Here is a 21,017-nt window from a genome sequence, read left to right as displayed (position 1 = left end):
ACGAGATGGGACATGTATTAAGTCGTTGGGAGCCGGAGGATAGTGGATTTTGGCAAAAAGAAGGTAACGGCATTGCAAATCGAAATTTGTGGATTTCAATACCATGCTTGATGTTGGCGTTTTCGGTATGGATGCTGTGGAGTGTGGTGGCTGCTAACTTGGATAAGGCTGGATTTAAATTCACCAAAGATCAGCTATTTTTCTTGACTGCTTTGCCGGCACTGTCGGGTGCAACGCTGAGAATTTTTTATTCTTTTTTAGTTCCTGTTTTTGGTGGTCGTCGTTTCACCGCGATATCTACTGCGAGTTTGTTGATTCCAGCGATTGGCATGGGCTTCGCTTTACAAGATCCAACAACCAGTTATTCCACCTTATTGATACTCGCTTTATTGTGTGGCCTCGGCGGTGGTAATTTTAGCTCGAGTATGGCGAACATCAGCTTCTTTTTCCCAAAATCACGCAAAGGTTATGCAACTGGTATGAATGCTGGGATTGGTAATCTTGGGGTCTCAGTTGTACAGTTTGTCGCACCACTAGTGATTTCATCTGCAGTATTTGGTGCGGCGATTTCTGGTGATGGCTTCTTGTATCACAATGTTAAAACCAATACTGACAAAATGTTTTGGTTAGCGAATGCGGGCTTTATCTGGGTACCGTTCATTTTGGTAGCGACGCTTGCAGCATGGTTTGGCATGAATGATATTGCCTCTGCCAAAGCGTCTTTCTCTGATCAAGCAATCATTTTTAAACGCAAACATAACTGGTTAATGTGCTGGTTATACATCGGTACCTTTGGTTCTTTCATCGGATTCTCGGCAGCATTTGCGATGTTGATCAAAGCCCAGTTTCCTGAAGTCGATGTCGCAAAGTTTGCTTTCCTCGGCCCTTTAGCTGGTGCATTAGCACGTCCGGTCGGTGGTATCTTGTCCGATAAATTGGGCGGTGCACGTTTGACATTCTGGGTCTTCGCGGCAATGGCAGCAGTGATTGCTTTCGGTATCTTGCCCGCTTTGCACGCACACCAATTTACTGTGTTCTTAGTCTCATTTATTGGTATGTTTATTTTGACTGGCTTAGGAAACGGCTCAACGTTTTGCATGATCCCGATTATTTTTCAAACAGAAAGAGAACGTGCTAGTGCAGGCAAAGGTGAAGCTGCGATTAGACAAGCGCGTTTGGATGCAGCAAAAGAATCTGCTGCTGTTTTAGGTTTCTCAGGTGCGATTGGTGCTTATGGTGGATTCTTTATTCCTCAGGGCTTTGGTACTTCCATCAAAATTACAGGCGCCCCTGATATGGCTTTGTACACTTTCATCGCTTTCTATATCAGTTGCATGGTGATTACTTGGTGGTTCTACTCACGTAAAAATGCTGAGATGCCTTGCTAATTGGTAGCTTAGTTCGACCACAGAAACCCGCAAGTGATTGCGGGTTTTTTTGTTTCTACTTTTGTATATGGCTGTGTATTTAGTGATGTGTTTGGCTGTGTGCTTGACGTGACATTGCATTGTGAATGCGAAAATAAAAAATAAAATCATTCTTTAGCACAATTGATAATTGACAATTGTTATTTGAGTAAGGATACTTTCTGCCACTTAATATGATTTCAATTTTTTACCAACGCAAATTGTGCAGACAGGATGCTTCGATGATTGCGCTAAGAAATATTCGTAAGACTTATAAACAGGGTGGTAACGAAATCCGTGCCTTAGATGGCGTTGATTTGTCGATAGCGCGTGGTGAGTTTGTGGCGATTATGGGACCGTCTGGTTCGGGTAAATCGACCTTACTGAATGTGCTTGGCGCTTTGGATAAACCAGATAGTGGCACTTACCATTTAGAGCAAGATGAGATCGGTAGTATGGATGATGATGCCTCGTCGGATTTACGTAATCGTCGGATTGGCTTTGTGTTTCAATCTTTCCACTTATTGCCACGATTGACGGTGTTGGAAAATGTATTGCTACCGCAGCGTTATGCTGAACAGCCAGATCCTGAAGCAGAAAATCGTGCGCGTGTGTTACTAGAACGAATTGGATTAGGCCAGCGTATGGGGCATTTGCCTGGGGAATTATCTGGCGGGCAATTACAGCGAGCCGCGATTGCGCGCGCATTACTCAATCAGCCTGCTTTATTGTTAGCCGATGAGCCCACTGGTAACCTCGATTCAAAAAGCGCGACGGATGTGTTAGCTCTGCTGGCCGAGCTACACGCCAATGGGCAAACCATGGTGTTGGTGACGCATGATCCGAATATCGCCGCGAAAGCGCAGCGCACTATTCATTTGAAAGATGGCAAAGTGGCTGAGGTGGTCGCATGAGATTCTCAACACGCTGCAAATTAAATTTCGGTAGTAGATTGGCACTAATGTGCCTAGTCTCCGCTTTTAGTTTTCCCATCTTTGCCGACAAGCCAGCAACACCTAAGTACCAAAGACCAGTGTTGTTAACGGGTGAGTTGCAGGCAGCCGATTCAATTCCGATTATTGTGCCAAGCGCGATCGTCTCACCCGTTACTTTGCGTTATTTTGTGCCAGAGGGAAGCAAGGTCAAAGCAGGTGATGTCGTTTTGCGAGTGGATTCTATGGGCGATTCTGACATCGAAAGAATCGAGCTTGAGATCTCGCAAAATCGCGAGAAAGGTTTGCGCGAAGCAGCTGATTTGGAGGTGAAAACCATAGAAGCTGAACGGGCTTTGATTACTGCACAAGCAGCCTTAGCCAAAGCCAAAATTGATGCAGCTCTGCCAAAATCACAGATATCCGCGCTAGATTACGACAAGTATCAAGGTGAATTGGATAGGGCGACGCGCGATCTTGTGGTGAAACAAAAAGCACTAGGCAACGCCACTGATGCAGTGAAACGTAAATTAGAAGACAGTGAATTAGCGATTAAGCGTTTGCAAATTCAAATAGCTTTTGCCAAATTGCAGGTCGCGCAAAGTGAAGTGAAAGCGCAGCGGGATGGTGTGCTGATTCATGGCTATGATAATTGGAGTGGGAAACGTTTAGACGAAGGTGGGCGTGCACAAATTGGCTCGGTTGCTGGACAGATTTTGGGTGGCGGCAAGCTAAAAGTGATTGCTTGGGTACTGGAAGCTGATCGTCCGTTTTTACAGCAAGGGCAAGAAATGCAGGTGCGTTTCGATGCCATTCCAGGTTCTTATACCAAGGCGGTGATTGAGCGGATTGCCAGTGCGCCTGAAGCGCGTGCGATTTGGGGCAAGGGGCGCTATTTCAAAACCGAAATTCGTCTGCCTGATAATTTGCCCTATGAATTGCAACAAGGAATGAGTGCGTCTATCGAAACGATGGTGCCGAATAAAGTGCTCGCAAAAAGCGAGCCTCGGAAGAATCCAAGTGCTAGTGAAAGTGCATCAAAAACTTCAGCAGAAAATCAGAAAGCCAAAGATGTCATCTTAGAAGGGGAAGTATTGTCGCGTCAGTCGTTGAATGTTGGTCCGCCGAATATTCGTCAAGTCTGGAACTACAACTTAGTGATGCTGGCGCCAGAGGGCAGTTATCTGAAGGCCGGAGAACCGGTTGCAATCTTTGAGGCTAACGATGTGAAAACGCGACTTGATACGCATCGTAGTTCCTTGAATGAAAAAAACCGATTGGCAGAAAAGACTGCATTAGATCATGCCGAGGCTGCGAAGGCGGCCGATCTTGCTGTGGTTGAGGCCAAAAGCAATGCAGAGAAAGCTCTGCGTAAAGCTTCTCTGCCCAAAGAATTGGTTAAGCGAATTGAGTATGACAAGTTAGTCATCGAACGTGATTTATTTCAACAGCTCGCTCAGTTATCTGAGCGTCAACGTCAAGCGCAATTACGCGCCAGAACTGCAGAGTTACGCAGCTTGAAATCAGAAATGGCGCAATTGCAGCAGAAGATTTCGATATTGGAAAAAGGATTGAAAGGCTTAACTGTTCTTGCGCCACGTGCAGGCATGGTGGTTCATAACGTTGGCTATGACGATGAAAAAATTTCCGTTGGTAGCCAAGTGTTTATGGGAACTTCAGTGGCTAATTTAGCTGATCCAGAGAAAATCTATGTCGCAGCAAAATTACCTGAAGCGCAGGTTTCTCTGGTCAAGCAAGGACAGCTAGTATCGGTGACGACACCGGGAACCAATACAGAACTCATCGCAAGGGTAGTGGGATTTGGTGCGGTCTTTCATGGCAAGTCTGCGAATCAGCCTAGCATTGTGCGTGATGTGGAAATTGAATTTGATAGCTTGCCCAAAAATGTGAAACCAGGAACCGCGGTACAGGTGAAACTAATGAATCAAACAAATACAGGTCAAAGTGCTCAATCTACCTCAACGAGCAACAAGCCGGCACCACAGCAAGCCGCTACAAATGTGACTGCACCAGCGGGAGCGAAAAAATGAGACGTGCGCTTAATTCGATAATGCTGATTGTAGTATTTAGTTTAGCTGCATGCAGTGATTCAAATAGTGATAGTGAACCAGTAGAAATCATAGAAGCACGTCAGTGGCAAGAGGAAATTGTTGCGGACGGTGAGATTAAAGCGGCGGCGAGTACCCAATTGAATGTTCCTGGAACAGGTTGGGATGAGCGGAATCTAGTCTCAATGGTGGCGAACGGAAGCATGGTCGGTAAAGGCCAAACCATTGCGATCTTTGATTCGGTGCAGTCGAGAACTAAATTGTCGCAAGCTGAGACAGATTTATTGCGTAAAGAGTTATTGGAGTTAGGCATACAGTCAACTGCAGAGCTAGGTCGCGCCGAGTTAAGTTCTGACAGTGCGAAAGTGAGTGGCGACTTGAATTTGAGTCAACGCTATGCGAATGCCAATCTACAAATTTTTGCACAAAATAAAATTCTCGATACGCTAGTCGACATTGGCTTTCTGAATCAAAAGCAAAATTATTTAAAATGGAAGAATAATCAAATTGATTCACGTAGCCGCGCTGATCAGGCTGTCGTTGAGTCGCAAAAAGAAAGTGTGAATTTGACGATAGCACAGCAACGTAAGAGTTTATCTGCATTGGAATTGAAAGCGCCACATGAGGGCGTGTTTCTGTTAAAGCCGCGTTGGGATGGCTCCTTTCCGCAGGTCGGTAGCAAATTGTGGGCGGGGGAGGAATTTGGTTCTTTGCCAGATCTTGAACAACAAGTCGCCAAATTCAGTATTGCCGAAGGTGCAGCCTTTGGATTGAAAGAGGGGCAAACCGTCAAAGTGCGTTTGTCAGGTACCGGAACCGAGCTCAATTTGAAATTGACGAAACTGGGGAAAACTGCCAGTACTAAGTCAAAAGAATCGCCAGTCAAATACTCTGATTTCGAAGCAAATATTGGACAAGATCTAGTACGCAAACATGCATTAACACCTGGACAGGCCATTACCGGACGTGTAGTTCTGTTTGATGCGAACAAGGTGTTGACGGTACCGAATATCGCTTTAGTGCAAGAGGGCACAGATTACTTTGTTTATCTCAAAGAAAAATCTAGCAAGCTCAAGCAAAAAGTCGAATTAGGATTGCGCGGGCAAATACGTAGTGAAGTGAAAGCGGGTCTACGTGTTGGTGCGAAATTGGTGTTAGTACCCGAAAAGAAAGAAGATAAATCATGAATCGCGCGCTAATCCTTGAGGCAATCGTTGAGTTGAAACGGCGTAAGCTGAGAACTGGTTTAACTTTGTTGGGTATGGTGTTTGGCGTCGCCGCGATCGTAGCGATGCTGGCAGTGGGTGAAGGTAGTAAACGTGAAGCTTTACGTTTAGTGGCTGAGCTTGGCTTAAACAATATTTTGTTAGAGTCAAAAAACATTGCTACCGATAAGTTAAAGGATATTCGCACGCGTTCCTTAGGCTTGTCAGCCGCCGATGCGAGTGCCGCTATGTCAGTCGTGCCCGGCGCGCAATCAGTGGCCTTACGAAAAGAAATCAAAGTTGATCAATTGGTGTACGGCACCAGTATTATTGCGGGACGTGCCTTTGCAGTCTCGCATAGTTATGCTGAGCATGGCGGTTTGCAAATTGCGCAGGGGCGTTGGCTACAAACTGAAGATAGCGAGACCTTGGCACCAGTCTGTGTGATTGGTGCCCGCTTGGCCAAGAGTTTATTTGGTGAGCAAAATCCGATTGGTGAGCGGGTCAAGTTAAATCATACTTGGCTAGAAGTGGTTGGCGTATTGGCGGATCGTTCGGCGGGAAAATCAGAATTCGAGGGCATCAAACTCGGGCTTGATGATGAGCGCTTATTCGTACCTTGGGAAAGCGGGCGTGCACGCTTTTTATTTACCTTAATTGAAGATGAAGTGGATGGTATTAGCCTACGATTAGATGGCAAGGTCGCACCGGATACCGCTGCTCGTGTGTTGCAAACAGTGATCGCGCAACGTCATGCGAATGCCGATGACACCAATTTAATTGTGCCTATGGGTTTGTATCGACAAAACCAACAAACACAAAGAATCTTCACGATCGTGATGAGTTCGATTGCCGCCGTATCTTTGCTGGTGGGCGGCATTGGCATCATGAATATTATGTTGGCGAACGTGTTAGAGCGCCGTCGTGAAATCGGCTTGAAACGTGCGCTGGGGGCACGTCGTCGAGATGTCGTTGAGCAGTTTTTGGCAGAAGCACTTGTGATTGCAGTGTCGGGGGCTTTGATGGGTGTCGTGCTTGGTGCGATCGCTGCGTATAGCATTGCGACCCTAGCCGGATGGTCTGTTGCTTGGTCACCGATTAGTTTGCTGATTGCGGTTTCTATGTGTATTGCGGTTGGCTTGGCGTTTGGTGTTTTCCCAGCAAAACAAGCATCGCGTTTAGACCCGATTGCCGCTTTGCGTAGCGATGGCTAGTGCTGTGCTAGCCATCAACTTCTCTCGTTTTAGTTTTGTAAATGTTTGACTGCACTTTTAGCGAGAAGGGTTTATGTAAAAGTTCAATGCTCAAGTCTAATGTTGAGGTTTTATGTAGATAGAAGGGCGCTTAAATTGAGGCGCCCTTTTTGCATAGGCGGACACCAAAAGTAAGAGCTAATAATCGGTGTAGATATTTGAAATAGTGCATCGACAATCCCATCATCCAAACCCAACATACGTTGCAATTGTGCCTCGAAGGCATCAAATGAATGTGCAAATGCGGTGAAATATAATCCTGCATTGTCTTGTTCTGACCACGGCATGGAGCGGCGCAGCACAAATGCTTCAGGAGTGAAGCTTTCTTGTGCTGTTCGTTTTACATGCGCGCTCTCCGGTGCGTCATCGAGCTCTTCATTGTCGCTACGACGTCGTCCTATCATGGCGTCTTGCTGAGCATCGCTCATCGCATCAAAAGCGGAGAAATTATGTTGCCAGCGTTGAACTGCAAGAAAGCTACTTCCATGCAGAGCGGGATTGTCACTTTCGACAAAAGCGCATGCTATGGCTGCTTGATCTTGTGGATTTTCAGTACCGTCTTCGTAGCCAGTGAGGTCATGACCCGATTTGTATTTGAAGCCATTCACAGTCTGTTGAACTGCGAAGCAGGGCGCGAGTAAAGTTTGTATTTCTCTAGCACGATGAAATAAGTCTCCTCGATCATCTCCTTTTAGCCATATCCAAAGATCGATATCAAATGCGTGCATATCGATGTGCGATGTTGGCAAGTGCGGAAAGCTGCGCATATTTGGAATGTCGAGTTTTAAGAAATCGAGTAAAGAAGCGCCGAAGCCAATTACCGCTGGTGTGCTTGCGAGTGTTTCTTGCAATCGGATTAGGGTTTGCTTGATTTCTTCGGTCAATGCTTGCGGTTGACGGCAGCAATGCAAATATATTGCATGAGTCGAGATAGGCGCGAGAATTTCTGTTTGAAAATCAGACATGGTCATCGATTGAGCTATTGAGATATTAGAAAAAATTTGAAGAATCCAAAGCAACTTGCGATAGATAAACGCGTAAAACGGCTGCCACTACTTGGCAAAAATGCGCTCAAGTTCGCCCGATTTTTTTGCTTGAATCAGTACTTTATCGATACGATCAAGTGCGCTGCGATCTGATTTGAGGCTTAACGCAAAGTAGGCATCAATCACGGAAACTGGGCGAGGGAGGATGCAGAAAACGTCTGTTTTCTTTCTTTTGTACTCGTCTAATTCCGCTGCGTACAATTGATTTAATTCTTTTTGGACTTCTTTAAGATTGGTGCGCGGTTCATACAGTAAGAAGGCGTCCATACGTTTTTGGTACAGCTTTAAAAAACGTCCCGCCAGACTACTAGTGTTGTATTCTGCCTTAAAGAGGATATTGACTTGACTGTCAAAGTCACTGCCGGCACTTGATCCTTGTACGATCCCTATTTTTTTCCCTTTTAAGTCTTCAATCGAATTGAATTGGAAATTGTCTTCGCAGCGACTAAGCAACCAAACTTTGTCGGAATAGACGGGTTCTGAAAAGTGAAATAGTTTTAATCTTTCTGGCGTTTTATAAATACCAAAAATTAAGCCTTCGCCATTTTCACCATTATGTAAAACTCTGCGCCAAGGATAACGGCGGATGTCGATTTTGATCTGGGCGGCGTCTTCGAGATAAGTAAACAGTTGTAAGACATTGCGCGTTAGCGGAAGCGTTTGCTCACGATCGCCTTTTTGTTCTGCCATCAAAACCGCCACCGTGGGGCGACTATGTTGTTTTGATGGAGTTGGTGCAGCCGTGCCGAGAATCGGCAAGGAGCAGAGTATTGCGCCAATGAATAGTTTTTGCAGCAAAATAAGCAAGATGATTTTCCGAGAGCAGCGTGTAGCGTCTAGCTGACGCTATTTTTAGGCGAAACTTTAAGCGAAACTAAGTCAAATATTTTATTGAGTTATAACGCGAATTTTAGTCCTTGTTGGCGCTGAAAGACAGTAGTTTGCTCGATTATGCTTAAGGAATCTGGCTTGGTACGTTGCTATTTGTACGTTTGCTATCGCCTAATTGACCTTCGAGGTTTCTACCCCAGACCCATAAGCTGCCATCGGAACGAGTTGCCAAGCTATGCGCTTGTCCAGCGCTGATCGCTCTCCAAGTTTTGACATCACCAAGCTGTAAAGGGGTAGTTTGCGTTTGATTGTTGCCGAGACCAAGTTGGCCTTCATCATTTGCTCCCCATGACCAAAGGCTACCGTCGCTCTTAATTGCTAAATTATGATTTGCTCCTGCAGCGACCGATGCCCATGTCGTTTGCGTGCCAACTTGCGCTGGGGTGAGTGTAAAAAAGAGACTTGGAATACCAATTTGACCTTTTGTATTATTTCCCCAAGCGAATAAAGCACCATCGGCGCGAATCGCAAGGCTATGGCTTTCGCCGGCACTAATCGCCACCCAAGTCGCCGTACCAATTTGTGTTGGGGCAGTGGCCTTGACGACGGTGCCAATCCCAAGCTGTCCGGCGCTGTTATCGCCCCAGCTCCAGATACTACCGTCATCGCGACGAGCGATGGTATGGTTGGTACCAGCAGAAACCGTGGTCCAGTTCTTTGCCGTTCCAATTTGTACTGGCAGTGCTCGATCTATCACCGTACCGTCACCAAGTTGTCCGAAAAAATTTCTGCCCCAAGCCCACAACGTGCCATCTTTTTTTACTGCGACGGTATGGGATTTGCCTGCGGCGATGGCCATCCAGGTCGCGCTGCCAATTTTTGCCGGCTCAGCTTTATCAAAAAAACTACCATCTCCTAATTGGCCATTTTGATTAAATCCCCAGCCCCAAATTGAACCATCGCTACGAATTGCAATGGAGTGAAATTCGCCAGAAGATACTTGTGTCCAGGTATTCACCGCGCCAAGATTGGCGAATGTCGCTAGATCACTGGTAGTGCCATTACCGAGTTGCCCAGTGCGATTCAAACCACTACTTATCAAAGTACCGTTTGATTTCAACACGATAGAGTGATATCCGCCTGCAGAAACCCCAACATACGGTGCTTGCACCGTGAGCTTAGTGGTGCCGACGATCTTGCCAACAGTGGCAGTAACAGTTTCAACTCCAACCAATTTGCCAGTGGCGAGGCCGCTAGTTTGCACGATCGTTGAAATTGTTCCGCCAGTGCTCCAGCTAATATCTTTGCTAATGACCGCGCTACTGCCGTCAGAATAAGTACCGGTCGCAGTAAATTGTTGATTTAAGCCGACCGAGATCGTCGAATTCGCTGGTGAGACGCTAATCGACACCAAGCTCGGTGTAGTAGTTGTGGTGGTCGTGGTCGCAGCATCTTTGCTACCGCCGCCACAGCCACCGAGGCTGATACCTATGCATAGACAGGCCAGTTTGATGATAGTCGTGAATGGTCGAGAGTGAGCAAGCTGTCGCATAGTCATTTTGAATTCGAGTTAAGTCCAGTGCAGAGGTCGTGTGAATCAACTGCGGTACACCGTGGCTAAATGAGTGAATGTTGAAAGTGTAGCGATATTTTGGCAAGCTGATCGCCAGATTAGGCGGGTTTTCTGTCGCTTATTGAGGCAATTGAGCAAAATAAGCGATCACTATTGTCGATCGTTGATCTCGATTAATCGTCTGTCATCCAAAAAAACACTGTGGTTAGACGCTTTTCTCGTAACTCATTTCCAAAATAAGCACTGGCGCAGTGTACCAAATTGGCTTTGTATAAAATCATGCGATTGAATACATTTTGCACGCGTAAATCTTCATACCAAGCTTGTATTGGCAAAGCCTTTACTTGCAATGCATCGACCAAGTTATTGTGCGGGCTCAGCACAATATTGCCGCCAATCGCGCCATTCGGGTAGCGCAATCGACAAAAGCTTGTACCGGAATCTGGCGGTGGATTGGGGCTAAGATAAATGACGCAGGCATAACGACATAAATTGCGGCTATCAGTATGTGGATGCGGTGTGCTTTCTTTTTCGCCGACGAGTTGAGCGACATTGCAATCGAGTCGTAATCCATTTGGAGGTTGTTCTGTCCATAAGCGATCTTTGCCCGTCAGAGCCTTCACTTTTGCCTCGATCTGCGCCAGTTCTGCAGGCAATAAAGCGCCATGAAAACGCATGCCCGGCCAACTTTCTGGTTGATAGGGCGCACCGTATTCCCATTGCGTTTGATTGAAGCAGCGTTCTGCGATTTCTTCTGCATTATCTAAAACATCATCCACAATCCAATAATTCTTGCCTTGTTCTAAGGCTTCGTAAGCAAGTTTGGGTGCAGTAGCTGGAACAGGTGGAAGTGGCGTGTAAGGAATTGGCAAAGGGCGCATGACAAGGCGAGGCGAATAGAGGTGGTTATGCAAAAATAAGGAACGCTCAGATGTTTTTCGATTTCAAGTACAAACAAAGAGCTATTCGCAGAATTGCTGTTGTGCAAGCTGCGAATAGGATTTGTGCTTTTGAAGCTCTCTTGAATCCGATTTAAATGATATCAGAGCGAGTCTTTATCTTTGCATTTGTACATCAATGTTGCATCATTTATGCTTCATTTAAGCGACAATAGATGCGATTTATTTTGCATCTGGTCTTTTATATACAACACCATCCTTCATTACAAAGTCGACTTTTTCTAATACGCTGATGTCCTTTAAAGGATCGCCTTTGACCGCAATGATGTCAGCGGCAAAGTTGGGTTCGATTGAGCCTAGTCGTTTGCTTTGATTGAGTAATTCCGCCGCACTCAAAGTTGCGCTACGAATAGCGGCAAGTTCTGGCATGCCTGCTTCTACCATGTAACGAAACTCTTTTGCGTTGTCACCATTCGGGAATACGCCAGCATCGGTACCGAAGGCGATTTTTACACCGGCTTTGTATGCGCGTGCAAAAGTCGATTGAATCAAAGGGCCAATCGCAGCGGCTTTAGGTTGCACCAATGGTGAGAAGTAGTTTGGTACTTTCGCTTTGTCGGCAACAAATTTACCTGCTGAAATGGTCGGAACATACCATGCGCCATTTTTTTTGAATAAGGCGATGGCCTCGTCATCCATGTACGTGCCGTGTTCTATCGAATCAATACCGGCACGCAGCGCACGCTTGATGCCCTCATTGCCGTGAGCATGCGCTGCAACGCGGAATCCATAATCCTTGGCTGTTTGAATAATTGCTTTTAATTCTTCATCGGTAAATTGGGTATTTTCACCACTGCTGGCTTGACTCAAGACACCAGCAGTCGCCGTAATCTTAATTAAATCAGCGCCTTCTTGATAACGACTACGCACCGCTTCGCGCGCACTATCAACACCATTGATCACACCTTGCTCTGGGCCTGGTTTGCCAACTGCATTACGCATCGCCATTGACAAGCCATTGCTAGGGTCGGCATGACCGCCAGTGGTCGCAATTGATTTGCCTGCGGTGAATAAGCGTGGCCCAATAATACTGCCAGCTTCAATGGCGCGCTTCATCGACACATTTAAGCCATCGCCAGCACCGAGGTCGCGCACGGTAGTAAAGCCGGATAACAAGGTGCGTTCAGCCAACTTAATCGACGCATATGCATAATCTGCAGGATCCGAAGTGAGGCGTGCGCGTAGTTGTTCTACTTGTGGTTTGGGATCATGTGATAAGTGTACGTGCATATCAATTAAGCCTGGCAAGCAAGAATAGCCGCTAAGATCGATGCTTGCCGCATCCGTCTTCATCGGTGTAATCGAAACGATTTGATTGTTCTCGATTGTCACACTAACTTTATCGCGCCATACACCATTTTTTACGTCTAGAAGTTTGCCGCAATTGACGACGGTGCTTGCAGCGAATGCTGGTGTCGCCAACGCGCAGACGATGGCTAGGCTCATGGATTTCAGTTTATTCATATTACAGTCTCTATCGTTATTATGATGCTGGGTTAATAAATGCTACTGCTAGTTTGATTTGCTACTCATATTGAACAGGGTACTTATTAAGTTTTGAGTCCTTATTTTAGTTTTTTATTTCAGTTTTTCATTTAAGCTTCTTGTATCGGCAGATCAACATAGAAACTAGCCCCTTCGCCGTATGCTGAGCTGAAACTGAGCTTGCCATGCATAGCTTCAATTAATTCTTTGCTGATCGCTAGGCCAAGCCCAGTTCCTCCTCGTTGTCTTGTGTCCGATGAATCTGCTTGCGCAAATTTTTTAAATATCTGTGATTGAAAGGCAAGGGGAATGCCAGGGCCTTGGTCACGTACGGCGATGCGTACCTGTTTTTCTTGTCGTGATACGGTAATTTGAATATGTCCATGATTCGGTGAATATTTAATCGCATTCGAGATTAAATTCGATAAGACTTGTTGTAATCGCTGTGTATCAATATAGATTCGAATCTCTTGATGCGGATTATCAATCGCAATTGAAATCATGCGCTCGATGCCAGCACCAAGATTGCTTTCAACGGCATTTTGTAACAGTGGAGCCAGCGCTTGTGTTTCCATCGCAAAGCTTAATTTCCCTGCCAAGATTTTTTCCATGTCGAGTAAATCATTGATCAGAAAACTTAGTCTTTGGCTGTTCTTGTAAGCGATTTGCAGCATGCTAGAAATTTTGTCGGGAATCGCGCCCATCACGCCATTCACCATCAATCCTAAAGAGCCAGAAATCGAAGTCAATGGCGTTCTTAATTCGTGACTGACAGTGGAAATAAATTCATCTTTCATCCGCTCCACGCGTTTGCGCTCGCTGATGTCTTGAATAGTGCCATAGACACGCTCGCAAACGTCATCATGAAATTTACTCATGCCGACAATTCTGACCCAGCGCTCTTTCTTCTGATACGTGAGAATAGATAATTCAGTATCGAAGGAAATACCTTGGTTGATTGCTCGTTGGATCAGTTGTTGGATCGTATGTTGATCTTTTTCATTGGGATAGAACTGCGCTGTTTGATGGATTGCACAGACAAAGTCGTCAGGAACTTCATAAATCTCTTTGGTGACTTTGCTCCATTGCAGCGTCGAGCTTTGCAAATCAATTTCCCATGTTCCTATTCGCGCAATGGTATTGGATTGCTCTAACAGATCGTATGCGTTGGCAAGTTTTGCATCTGCCTCTTTTTGTTTTGAAATGTCAGCGTGACTGCCGGACATCATCAAAGGCTTGCCATCCGCGGTGCGACTAACTAGACAGCCACGATCTAAAATCCAAACCCAGTGCCCATCTTTGTGACGCATACGATTGATGGCTTCGTAATAATCGAGCTCGCCTTCAAAATGCTTCTGTAATAATTCACTCGATTTTTTTAAATCATCAGGATGGGCAAATCTAGTCCAAGTAGAAATATCCGTAGGCGAAAGCTCCTCAATGCTGTAACCAATAATTTCTGCCCAACGCTGATTAAACGAAGATTCACCGGTTTGTACATTCCATTCCCAGGTGCCAATATTGGTGCCCTTGATAATATCTGCTAAGCGTCTTTCGCTTTCCGTATGCTGTACTTGTACCCGATTCGCTTGAACCAGTTGGCCTATCGTCAGTAAGATCGGGTCGAGAAATTGGATAAACGACTCCTGAAAACCAAAAGGCCGATTCGCCAATCCAATCATGGCGATCTGTTGTTCGTTATAGTGAATTGGTATAGCGAGAAAGTTGTGGATTTCTAAGTCATGTGGAACAAAGTTGGCAAATGCTTTGCCGTCGCTGACGGCATTATCGATCACGACAGAATTGGAACCGATCGCCGCTGTGAAAATATCATTTTGTGGCCGGACTTCAATTCTTTGTTCGATTTTTTGTTCGATTCTTTGTGCGAACTTATCTTCATTCAATCGTTCAGTTTTTTGCCCAAGCTCGTCGACCTTAGGTGCAGGAATATCGACAGTGGCTTCAGATTGTATGGTTTCGATTGCGAATGTTTTTACAAAGGGATCACCAGATTTGTCTTCTAAAATCTCGCCGATAAAACCGAACTGACATTCACCCAAAGCGAGTATGTCATGCAGCAATCCTTGAAATCCTTTGCTTTGATCTTGTCCATGAATAAAGCGTTCTTGCGCACGTGAAATCGCTTTTGCCAGATTTTGTTGTAGTTTGAGTGATTGATCCAGTTCCCATTCGTGAATCTTGCTATGTACCCATTCACTAAATAATCGAATGAATTCTATCTCTACCTTACTAAAGTAATTTGGGACACGTGCTTCTTGCGACATAAAAACTAAGTTGCCATAAGATTCACCACGAAATTTGATAGGCACGCCAATATAAGATCCAATTTTTAGCGGAGATTGATTCTCGATATCCGCATACGGCGATTTTTTTAGATCAGGAATTAAACTAAGCTGATCGTTCTCAATATAGAACGGACGTAAGCTTTGCCAGCTCGGATCAAATAATTGTGAACGTGATTTAGGTGACTGAGGCTTGCCGCACGGTGTGCCTGTGCAAATCAAGGTTTCTAGTTGTTGATCTCGCATGCGATTGATCAACGCCTGTGGCATTCCTAAAAACTCTTGCGCGATGCTTAATCCCTTGCTCAGTAATTGCGCATAGTCAGGATCAAGTAGCGATGAGATTTGGGTTAATGCGAGTAAGGCTTGGTGCTGATAGTTTTGTTGTAGTTGAGCGATTTCACGCTCAACGCCATCCGCCAAATCCCGCAAGATACGTTGCTCTTTGATGCTGAGCATACGGGCTTTACTATCGATAATGCATAGGGTACCTACGCTATTTTCACCGTCTGGGCGTAGTGGTGCGCCTGCATAAAAGCGAATATTCGGTGCTCCCGTGACGAGTGGATTATCGGCAAAACGTGGATCATTTAAGGCGTTTGGAATATGAAAAATTTCACGTTCTAAAATGGCATGACCACAAAAAGAAATTTCGCGGTCCGTTTCGCAAGCATCAAGTCCTTGTTTTGATTTAAACCATTGGCGATCAGCGTCGATCAAAGAGACTAGTGCAATATCAACATTAAAAATCTGTTGAGCTAGTCGAGTAAGGCGATCAAAGCGTTCCTCAGGGAGCGTGTCGAGGATGTGATACTCGCGCAGTGCTTGTAGTCTGGACTCTTCATTCTGAGGAATTTGGGGTGATTCCATTCAGAGTGCTCCTGTGTTGAAATGAATGGTGATACAAACGCTTGCGATCAGTTTGCTCGACGCGATGTGATGTGACAGTATCCATGAAGAAATGTTCCTCATCAAGGCAAGTGTTGTTGATGCGAGCATATGAATTTATTTACTTACTTTTTTGAAAGCTTTATTTGTACTGATTTATACTGGCATCGGTTGAAGATAAACAGTTTCTTGCTCAAAAGCATCATGACTGCGATACTGGGCGCTATTCAAATATTTTGCCTACTTATGCGTGTTTTTTGTTTTAGATTATTTGCTTATTTGCTAGTTTGGCTGCTACCAAATATCGCACTCGCTGCAGATCAAAATCGTGTTCGCTTATTTCTACAAGAAAGCCTAGACCAGCAAGGCAAACAATTACCGACGGATCCAAAGTTAATCGAGATTTTGAAATACTTTGAGAAGCAAACTGGCTTGAAGTTTGAACCGGTCATCTTGCCGTGGAAGCGTGCGCAAGTAGAAACTTTAAATGGCAACGGTGTGATTTATGGTTTTTCTCGTTCGAGAGAACGAATTACTGTTTACCATTTTTCCGAGCCTGTGGTAGTCGAGCGAATTTGGGGGATTACCTATGGCAAGCCAAAGCCGAAGTACCGTACAGTTGAAGATTTACGCGGTAAAGTGGTCAGTACCGGGCGCGGCTTTAGTCATGGCTTGGAATTTGACTTGGCACGCGATGTCATTTTTACGGTGCAAGAAGATTCTGCTTCGACACACGCGCGATTTAAAAAATTGATGGCAAAACGCAGTGATGTGATGGTGTGGCCTGTGCGTGGAATGGAAACGCAAAAAGAAGTGGAGCAATACATCAATCGTATTATCGTACAAGAATCGAATGACCCTGAATTAGAAGGGAGATATTTTGATGTAAGTGATCAACCACTGTTTTTCGACACGACGCACTTTGCCAGCGCAAAAGGGCGTTACCTTGAGGTAATAGCGAAAATTGATGCCGCTATCCTACGCGGCAAGAAAAATGGCAGTTTGGCGCAAGTCTTACGTGGATATCATTAAAGAGTAAAGTAGGTGGGGAACTTTAGCTTCATCCTCACATACCTTAGTAGACTGTCGACGTAGAGGATATTTGCTAATAATTAATCTGCTTGAATTTGTAAGCGATGCGATAGCAGTGTATCCAAAGGCATAAAACAAGCCTGATTCCGACCTTGCTGCTTTGCCTTGTACAGCGCGGTGTCGGCCGCATCAATGAGCGTTGACACTTCACGATGTTGATTCGGATCGTAGGTGCTAAAGCCAATGCTAATCGTAATAGTTTTGTTTGCTTTGGATTTCAGGTGAGGGATCGCCAGTTGATTGACTGCGCTAATCAATTTCTGCGCGAATTGCATGCCATGATCGTTACTCATATTGGGCAAGATCAAAACAAATTCCTCACCGCCATATCGTGCAAGCATGTCTGAAGAACGTGAAAGTTGCGCTTTTAACGTCGTCGCAACTTGCATCAACACTTTGTCCCCAGCCGGATGACCGTAGTAGTCGTTATATTGCTTGAAGTAATCGATATCGACCATGAAAATCGATAAAGGATGTTTCTGTCGAATCGCTTGTCCTAAAGAGATTTTGTAGTGTTCGTCGAAGAAGCGTCGATTGTAAAGTCCAGTTAAGCTATCCGTGGTCGCATCTTTTTTCAATACTTCAGAATGCGAGCGCAACATTTTCTCGCGGCGTATCGATGTGCTGGAATCGCTCACTTGAATTAAGCAGCAGTGTCCAACTTCTTCAGCAACCAAAGGGGAAATGGTGATGGATTGATGAATCGCCATTTGCTTTTTGAAGCTTTCATCAAACGAGAACAAAGGTAACGGCGAACGATGTAAGGCATTTGAAAGCACTGCAGGTAATCCATAATTAATCGTATTGCGTAGTGCAGAGAGAAACGCTGAACTTGGTGCATCCGAAAATACGTTGGTGATCGTCTGTCCGATCGCATTCTCACTGGTAATGCCAGAGTGTTTTTCTAACCAAGTGTTCCACAATAAAATTTTTTCGTTTGCATCGACAACGATAAGGCCGAGGTTCAAACTATCAAAAATTTTACTCTGGTATTGATCTACAAAATTCATTCAATTTTTCCTAAAAACAGCTCTAGTTGCTGCACTAAACTGCGAAGTGACATCGAACTTAATAAGAAAATTAAATGTCCTTCTGAGTGACGCTTCTCGATAGAGAGGTCAATATGTAATACGAGGATATACGGTTGATCATCTGAATTCTGCAGACTTTTAAAAATGTCTTCCGTTGAGGCGATACGATAATCAGGTAGCGAGCTATTTAGCGAGATGTGCAACATATCTGCCATCGCAGATAAGCAGGCATTGAGAATAATATTGCCCAACTCGCACATCGCTTCTTGTTCAAACTCAGCAAGTTCTTCGATACTCATTTGTGAGCCCATCATGTCGCGCACGATTTCTAAAGCATGACTCTCGGTAAAGAGCAATAATGCTTGGGCGTCGAAAGGCCCTGAGAAATGTTGGCTAACAACGCCAAACTTGGCATTGTTGAAATCAATTACCGTCGAGTCCACTTCGGAGCTCTTTTTGATTTCGACCGAGGGTACCGATAGTTTGACCTCGTCACCAACAATTTCACTTAAGCTGGCGGCAGCACGGCCAGCGCCAACATTAAAGACTTCTGCCAGTGCATCGAGATGGAGTTCGCTTAGACTATCCACAGTTATCCTAAAAAATAATGTAATGCTTCTGCGATTGATTTTTCGGTAATTGGCTTTGCCACAAAGGTGGCTCCCATGGCGTTCGCTCTATCTTGAAAACTTTCTTGTATATTGGCTGAAAAAATCACCACGCGAATATGCGGAAAGTCTTTTAAAATAATTTCGGCGGCTTCGGTACCTAACATGCCTGGCATGTTGATATCCATGGTACAGAAGTCGGGCTGATGTTCTCTCACTTGCGTGATGCCTTCCGCACCTGTACTGGCTTCTAGAATTTCCCAATCTGGATAAACTGCCAACACGCGAGCACGAATGATCATGCGAGAGACTTTGCTGTCATCAACAATCAGTAATTTTTTTATTGTCGCATTGCTTGTCATGAAGATATCCTGTTTTGGCGTGGGGTCGGAAAGTTGAATTTTAACCGAAGCGTCTCTATTTGAAAAAATAGACTGATTTATACCGCATATTTTTTGTTTGATTTGTTACTTATTGTTTCTTTTCGGTCAAAGATTTTTTTTATTGAGGCGACGCCACAAGGTGGTTCGACTAATTCCTAAATGGCGCGCGATATCCTCTCGATTATTATTGAATTTTTTTATCAGGTAATCTAGATCGGAATCTAAATCACGATCTAAAGTGCGACCTGAATCGCCATTTGATTTATTAGTTTTAATTGATGACTCAGCGCTAGAAGTTGTGTCTAATTTATCCAGATTTGTAGTAGAGGCCGAATTTAGTTCTGGTAATAATTTTATTAGAAAGCTTGGTGTGATGGCTTGTAGTGGTGCCGCTGACAGATGTAGAGCTAGTCGCTCGATCACATTGCGCAGTTCGCGCACATTTCCCGGCCATGCATATTGTTTCAAAATAAAGTGACAATGCGCCAACTCATTTTGTGCATTTGGATGTGCGCGTGTGCCTATCGCTGCACAAGCTTGCTTCAAACTCCATTGTGCGAGTGAGACTAGATCATCAGGGCGCTCACGTAAAGAAGGTAAGTGCAAACGTAGCACAGCTAGGCGGTAAAATAAATCGGCGCGAAATCGTCCGTCACGTACTTTTTGTTCAAGGTCGCAATGGGTTGCGCTAATAATACGCACATCTACTGGTATCGGGCGTATGCCACCGACACGAACAACTTCTCTTTCTTCTAACACGCGTAGTAAGCGCGTTTGCAGATTCAAAGGCATTTCACCAATTTCATCTAAAAATAAACTGCCTCGATGTGCTGCTTCAAACAGGCCGGCGTGTCCGCCTCGACGCGAGCCAGTGAAGGCGCCTTCTTCATAGCCAAATAATTCGGATTCCAACAAGGACTCGGCGATGGCGCCGCAATTCACCGCCACAAATGCTTGCCGTGCACGCGCACTTTCTTTGTGGATTGCCTGCGCAGCCAATTCTTTGCCGGTGCCGGTTTCACCTTGTAATAACACGGTGGCTGGAGAGCGCGCATATAACATGATGGATTGCCTAACCTCTTGCATCTGTATAGACTCACCACGTAAATCATTGATGCTGTGGCGTGCGCGTAATTCTCCTATCGGTTGTTGCCGTCCTTTAGACGCCTCTAAGCGGGTTAAGCGCGAAATCTCGATTGCATCGTCAAAGGTTTGGCGAATAGAGGCTGCGGAGTACATGAAGATTCCCGTCATTCCAGCTTCTTCGGCTAAATCTGTGATTAAGCCCGCACCGACGATGGCTTGTATTCCCATCGCTTTTAATTCACTGATTTGACTTTTGGCATCTTCTTCCGTCACGTAAGTTCTCTGTTCCACTTGAAAGCCAAAGGTCGCTTTAAACTCAGCTAATTCCGGCATGGTTTCTTGATAGGTGACAATCGCAATTTGCCGCGAAACCTTGCGTGCGCGTGCTAAGGCTTGCATCACATCGAAACCACTGGCTTTGGCAATAACAACCGGGATCGGCAAGCGACTTTTAAGATAGGCACCATTTGAGCCAGCGGCAACCACCGCATCGCAACGCTCTGTCTGTAGACGTTCACGTAAAACTTGTGCTGCCTCTTCAAAGCCAAGGTGAATGGGTTCGATGTCGGCACTGGCATCGTACTCCACCATGATGTCGCGAAATAAATCGAACAGGCGTGAAATCGAGACTGTCCAGATAATCGGCTTATCTTGTGGATCACGCGGAATGGGAGGGCGACGGCTCATGGTGAGTTTTAGGTGGTGTTTCTAATAGTGTTTCAAGCAATGTTTCAGGGTGAGTTTCAATTCGTGTTTCAAGAAGCGTTTCAATTATGTTTCAAATGCGTTGCGGCTGCAACGTATTTTCTCACTATTACCAAGTGATTTAGTCGGGATTGTATCCATGTTTCATCACTTAAGTCGTTG

At 45.2% G+C, this 21,017-nt stretch carries 16 protein-coding genes; 6 read left to right on the top strand and 10 right to left on the bottom strand.

Translation table 11 applies throughout. The features are described from left to right. Window positions 1–5 precede the first annotated feature (5 nt). The 5 genes from KDM92_RS08600 (at window position 6) to KDM92_RS08580 (ending at window position 6,826) form a co-directional block, all read left to right on the top strand. Window positions 6–1,388 (top strand): NarK family nitrate/nitrite MFS transporter, encoded by a 1,383-nt coding sequence (locus tag KDM92_RS08600; protein ID WP_212683951.1) that lies wholly within the window; start codon window positions 6–8, stop codon window positions 1,386–1,388. Between the two features lie 260 nt (window positions 1,389–1,648). Next, window positions 1,649–2,320: an ABC transporter ATP-binding protein gene (locus tag KDM92_RS08595; RefSeq protein WP_212683950.1), complete on the top strand. Its 672-nt coding sequence runs from the start codon at window positions 1,649–1,651 to the stop codon at window positions 2,318–2,320. Further along, a complete protein-coding gene (locus tag KDM92_RS08590; protein ID WP_212683949.1) occupies window positions 2,317–4,389 on the top strand; it encodes an HlyD family secretion protein in 2,073 nt (690 codons plus the stop codon). The genes KDM92_RS08595 and KDM92_RS08590 overlap by 4 nt, the downstream gene beginning before the upstream one ends. Continuing rightward, the gene (locus tag KDM92_RS08585) at window positions 4,386–5,594 is read left to right on the top strand and encodes an efflux RND transporter periplasmic adaptor subunit (RefSeq protein WP_212683948.1); all 1,209 of its coding nucleotides are present in this window, start codon (window positions 4,386–4,388) and stop codon (window positions 5,592–5,594) included. Before KDM92_RS08590 ends, KDM92_RS08585 begins: the two co-directional genes overlap by 4 nt. Then, the gene (locus KDM92_RS08580; protein WP_189344886.1) at window positions 5,591–6,826 is read left to right on the top strand and encodes an ABC transporter permease; all 1,236 of its coding nucleotides are present in this window, start codon (window positions 5,591–5,593) and stop codon (window positions 6,824–6,826) included. The genes KDM92_RS08585 and KDM92_RS08580 overlap by 4 nt, the downstream gene beginning before the upstream one ends. A gap of 110 nt (window positions 6,827–6,936) precedes the next feature. Here the strand turns inward: KDM92_RS08580 and KDM92_RS08575 are convergent, their stop codons facing one another. From KDM92_RS08575 to KDM92_RS08550, 6 genes are all read right to left on the bottom strand, one after another. After that, window positions 6,937–7,830: a Dyp-type peroxidase gene (locus tag KDM92_RS08575; protein WP_212683947.1), complete on the bottom strand. Its 894-nt coding sequence runs from the start codon at window positions 7,828–7,830 to the stop codon at window positions 6,937–6,939. 87 nt (window positions 7,831–7,917) lie between these two features. Then, the gene (locus tag KDM92_RS08570; protein WP_212683946.1) at window positions 7,918–8,718 is read right to left on the bottom strand and encodes a substrate-binding periplasmic protein; all 801 of its coding nucleotides are present in this window, start codon (window positions 8,716–8,718) and stop codon (window positions 7,918–7,920) included. 148 nt (window positions 8,719–8,866) lie between these two features. After that, window positions 8,867–10,294 carry an RCC1 domain-containing protein gene (locus KDM92_RS08565; protein WP_212683945.1) on the bottom strand — a complete coding sequence of 476 codons (1,428 nt, stop codon included), beginning with the start codon at window positions 10,292–10,294 and terminating at the stop codon, window positions 8,867–8,869. Window positions 10,295–10,488: 194 nt separating this feature from the next. After that, window positions 10,489–11,196 (bottom strand): DUF6445 family protein, encoded by a 708-nt coding sequence (locus tag KDM92_RS08560; protein ID WP_230408246.1) that lies wholly within the window; start codon window positions 11,194–11,196, stop codon window positions 10,489–10,491. A 240-nt stretch (window positions 11,197–11,436) separates the two neighbouring features. Beyond that, window positions 11,437–12,738, bottom strand: a complete 1,302-nt coding sequence (locus KDM92_RS08555; protein WP_230408245.1) for a metal-dependent hydrolase family protein — start codon at window positions 12,736–12,738, stop codon at window positions 11,437–11,439. 131 nt (window positions 12,739–12,869) lie between these two features. Then, window positions 12,870–15,932, bottom strand: a complete 3,063-nt coding sequence (locus tag KDM92_RS08550) for an ATP-binding protein (protein ID WP_212683944.1) — start codon at window positions 15,930–15,932, stop codon at window positions 12,870–12,872. A gap of 222 nt (window positions 15,933–16,154) precedes the next feature. On the opposite strand from KDM92_RS08550, the gene KDM92_RS08545 reads away from it, so the two are divergent. Further along, on the top strand, window positions 16,155–16,982 hold the full coding sequence (locus KDM92_RS08545; protein WP_212683943.1) for a substrate-binding periplasmic protein: 828 nt from the start codon (window positions 16,155–16,157) through the stop codon (window positions 16,980–16,982). Window positions 16,983–17,062: 80 nt separating this feature from the next. Here KDM92_RS08545 and KDM92_RS08540 read toward each other — a convergent pair whose 3' ends face one another. The 4 genes from KDM92_RS08540 to prpR all read right to left on the bottom strand — a co-directional run bounded on the left by KDM92_RS08540 (window position 17,063) and on the right by prpR (window position 20,837). After that, window positions 17,063–18,052: a sensor domain-containing diguanylate cyclase gene (locus KDM92_RS08540; RefSeq protein ID WP_212683942.1), complete on the bottom strand. Its 990-nt coding sequence runs from the start codon at window positions 18,050–18,052 to the stop codon at window positions 17,063–17,065. Then, window positions 18,049–18,663 (bottom strand): chemotaxis protein CheC, encoded by a 615-nt coding sequence (locus KDM92_RS08535; RefSeq protein ID WP_212683941.1) that lies wholly within the window; start codon window positions 18,661–18,663, stop codon window positions 18,049–18,051. The genes KDM92_RS08540 and KDM92_RS08535 overlap by 4 nt, the downstream gene beginning before the upstream one ends. A gap of 2 nt (window positions 18,664–18,665) precedes the next feature. Next, window positions 18,666–19,043, bottom strand: coding sequence for a response regulator (locus KDM92_RS08530; RefSeq protein WP_212683940.1), 378 nt, complete (start codon window positions 19,041–19,043; stop codon window positions 18,666–18,668). A gap of 126 nt (window positions 19,044–19,169) precedes the next feature. Next, complete coding sequence (gene prpR / locus KDM92_RS08525) at window positions 19,170–20,837, bottom strand: propionate catabolism operon regulatory protein PrpR (RefSeq protein ID WP_212683939.1); 1,668 nt, start codon at window positions 20,835–20,837, stop codon at window positions 19,170–19,172. Window positions 20,838–21,017: the final 180 nt, after the last annotated feature.

The sequence above is a fragment of the Affinundibacterium baiyunense genome (assembly GCF_018139645.1).
GTDB lineage: Bacteria > Pseudomonadota > Gammaproteobacteria > Burkholderiales > Burkholderiaceae_D > Undibacterium > Undibacterium baiyunense.
The sequence above is the reverse complement of the archived record's forward strand: the minus strand, read 5'-3'. Positions and strand labels throughout refer to the sequence as shown.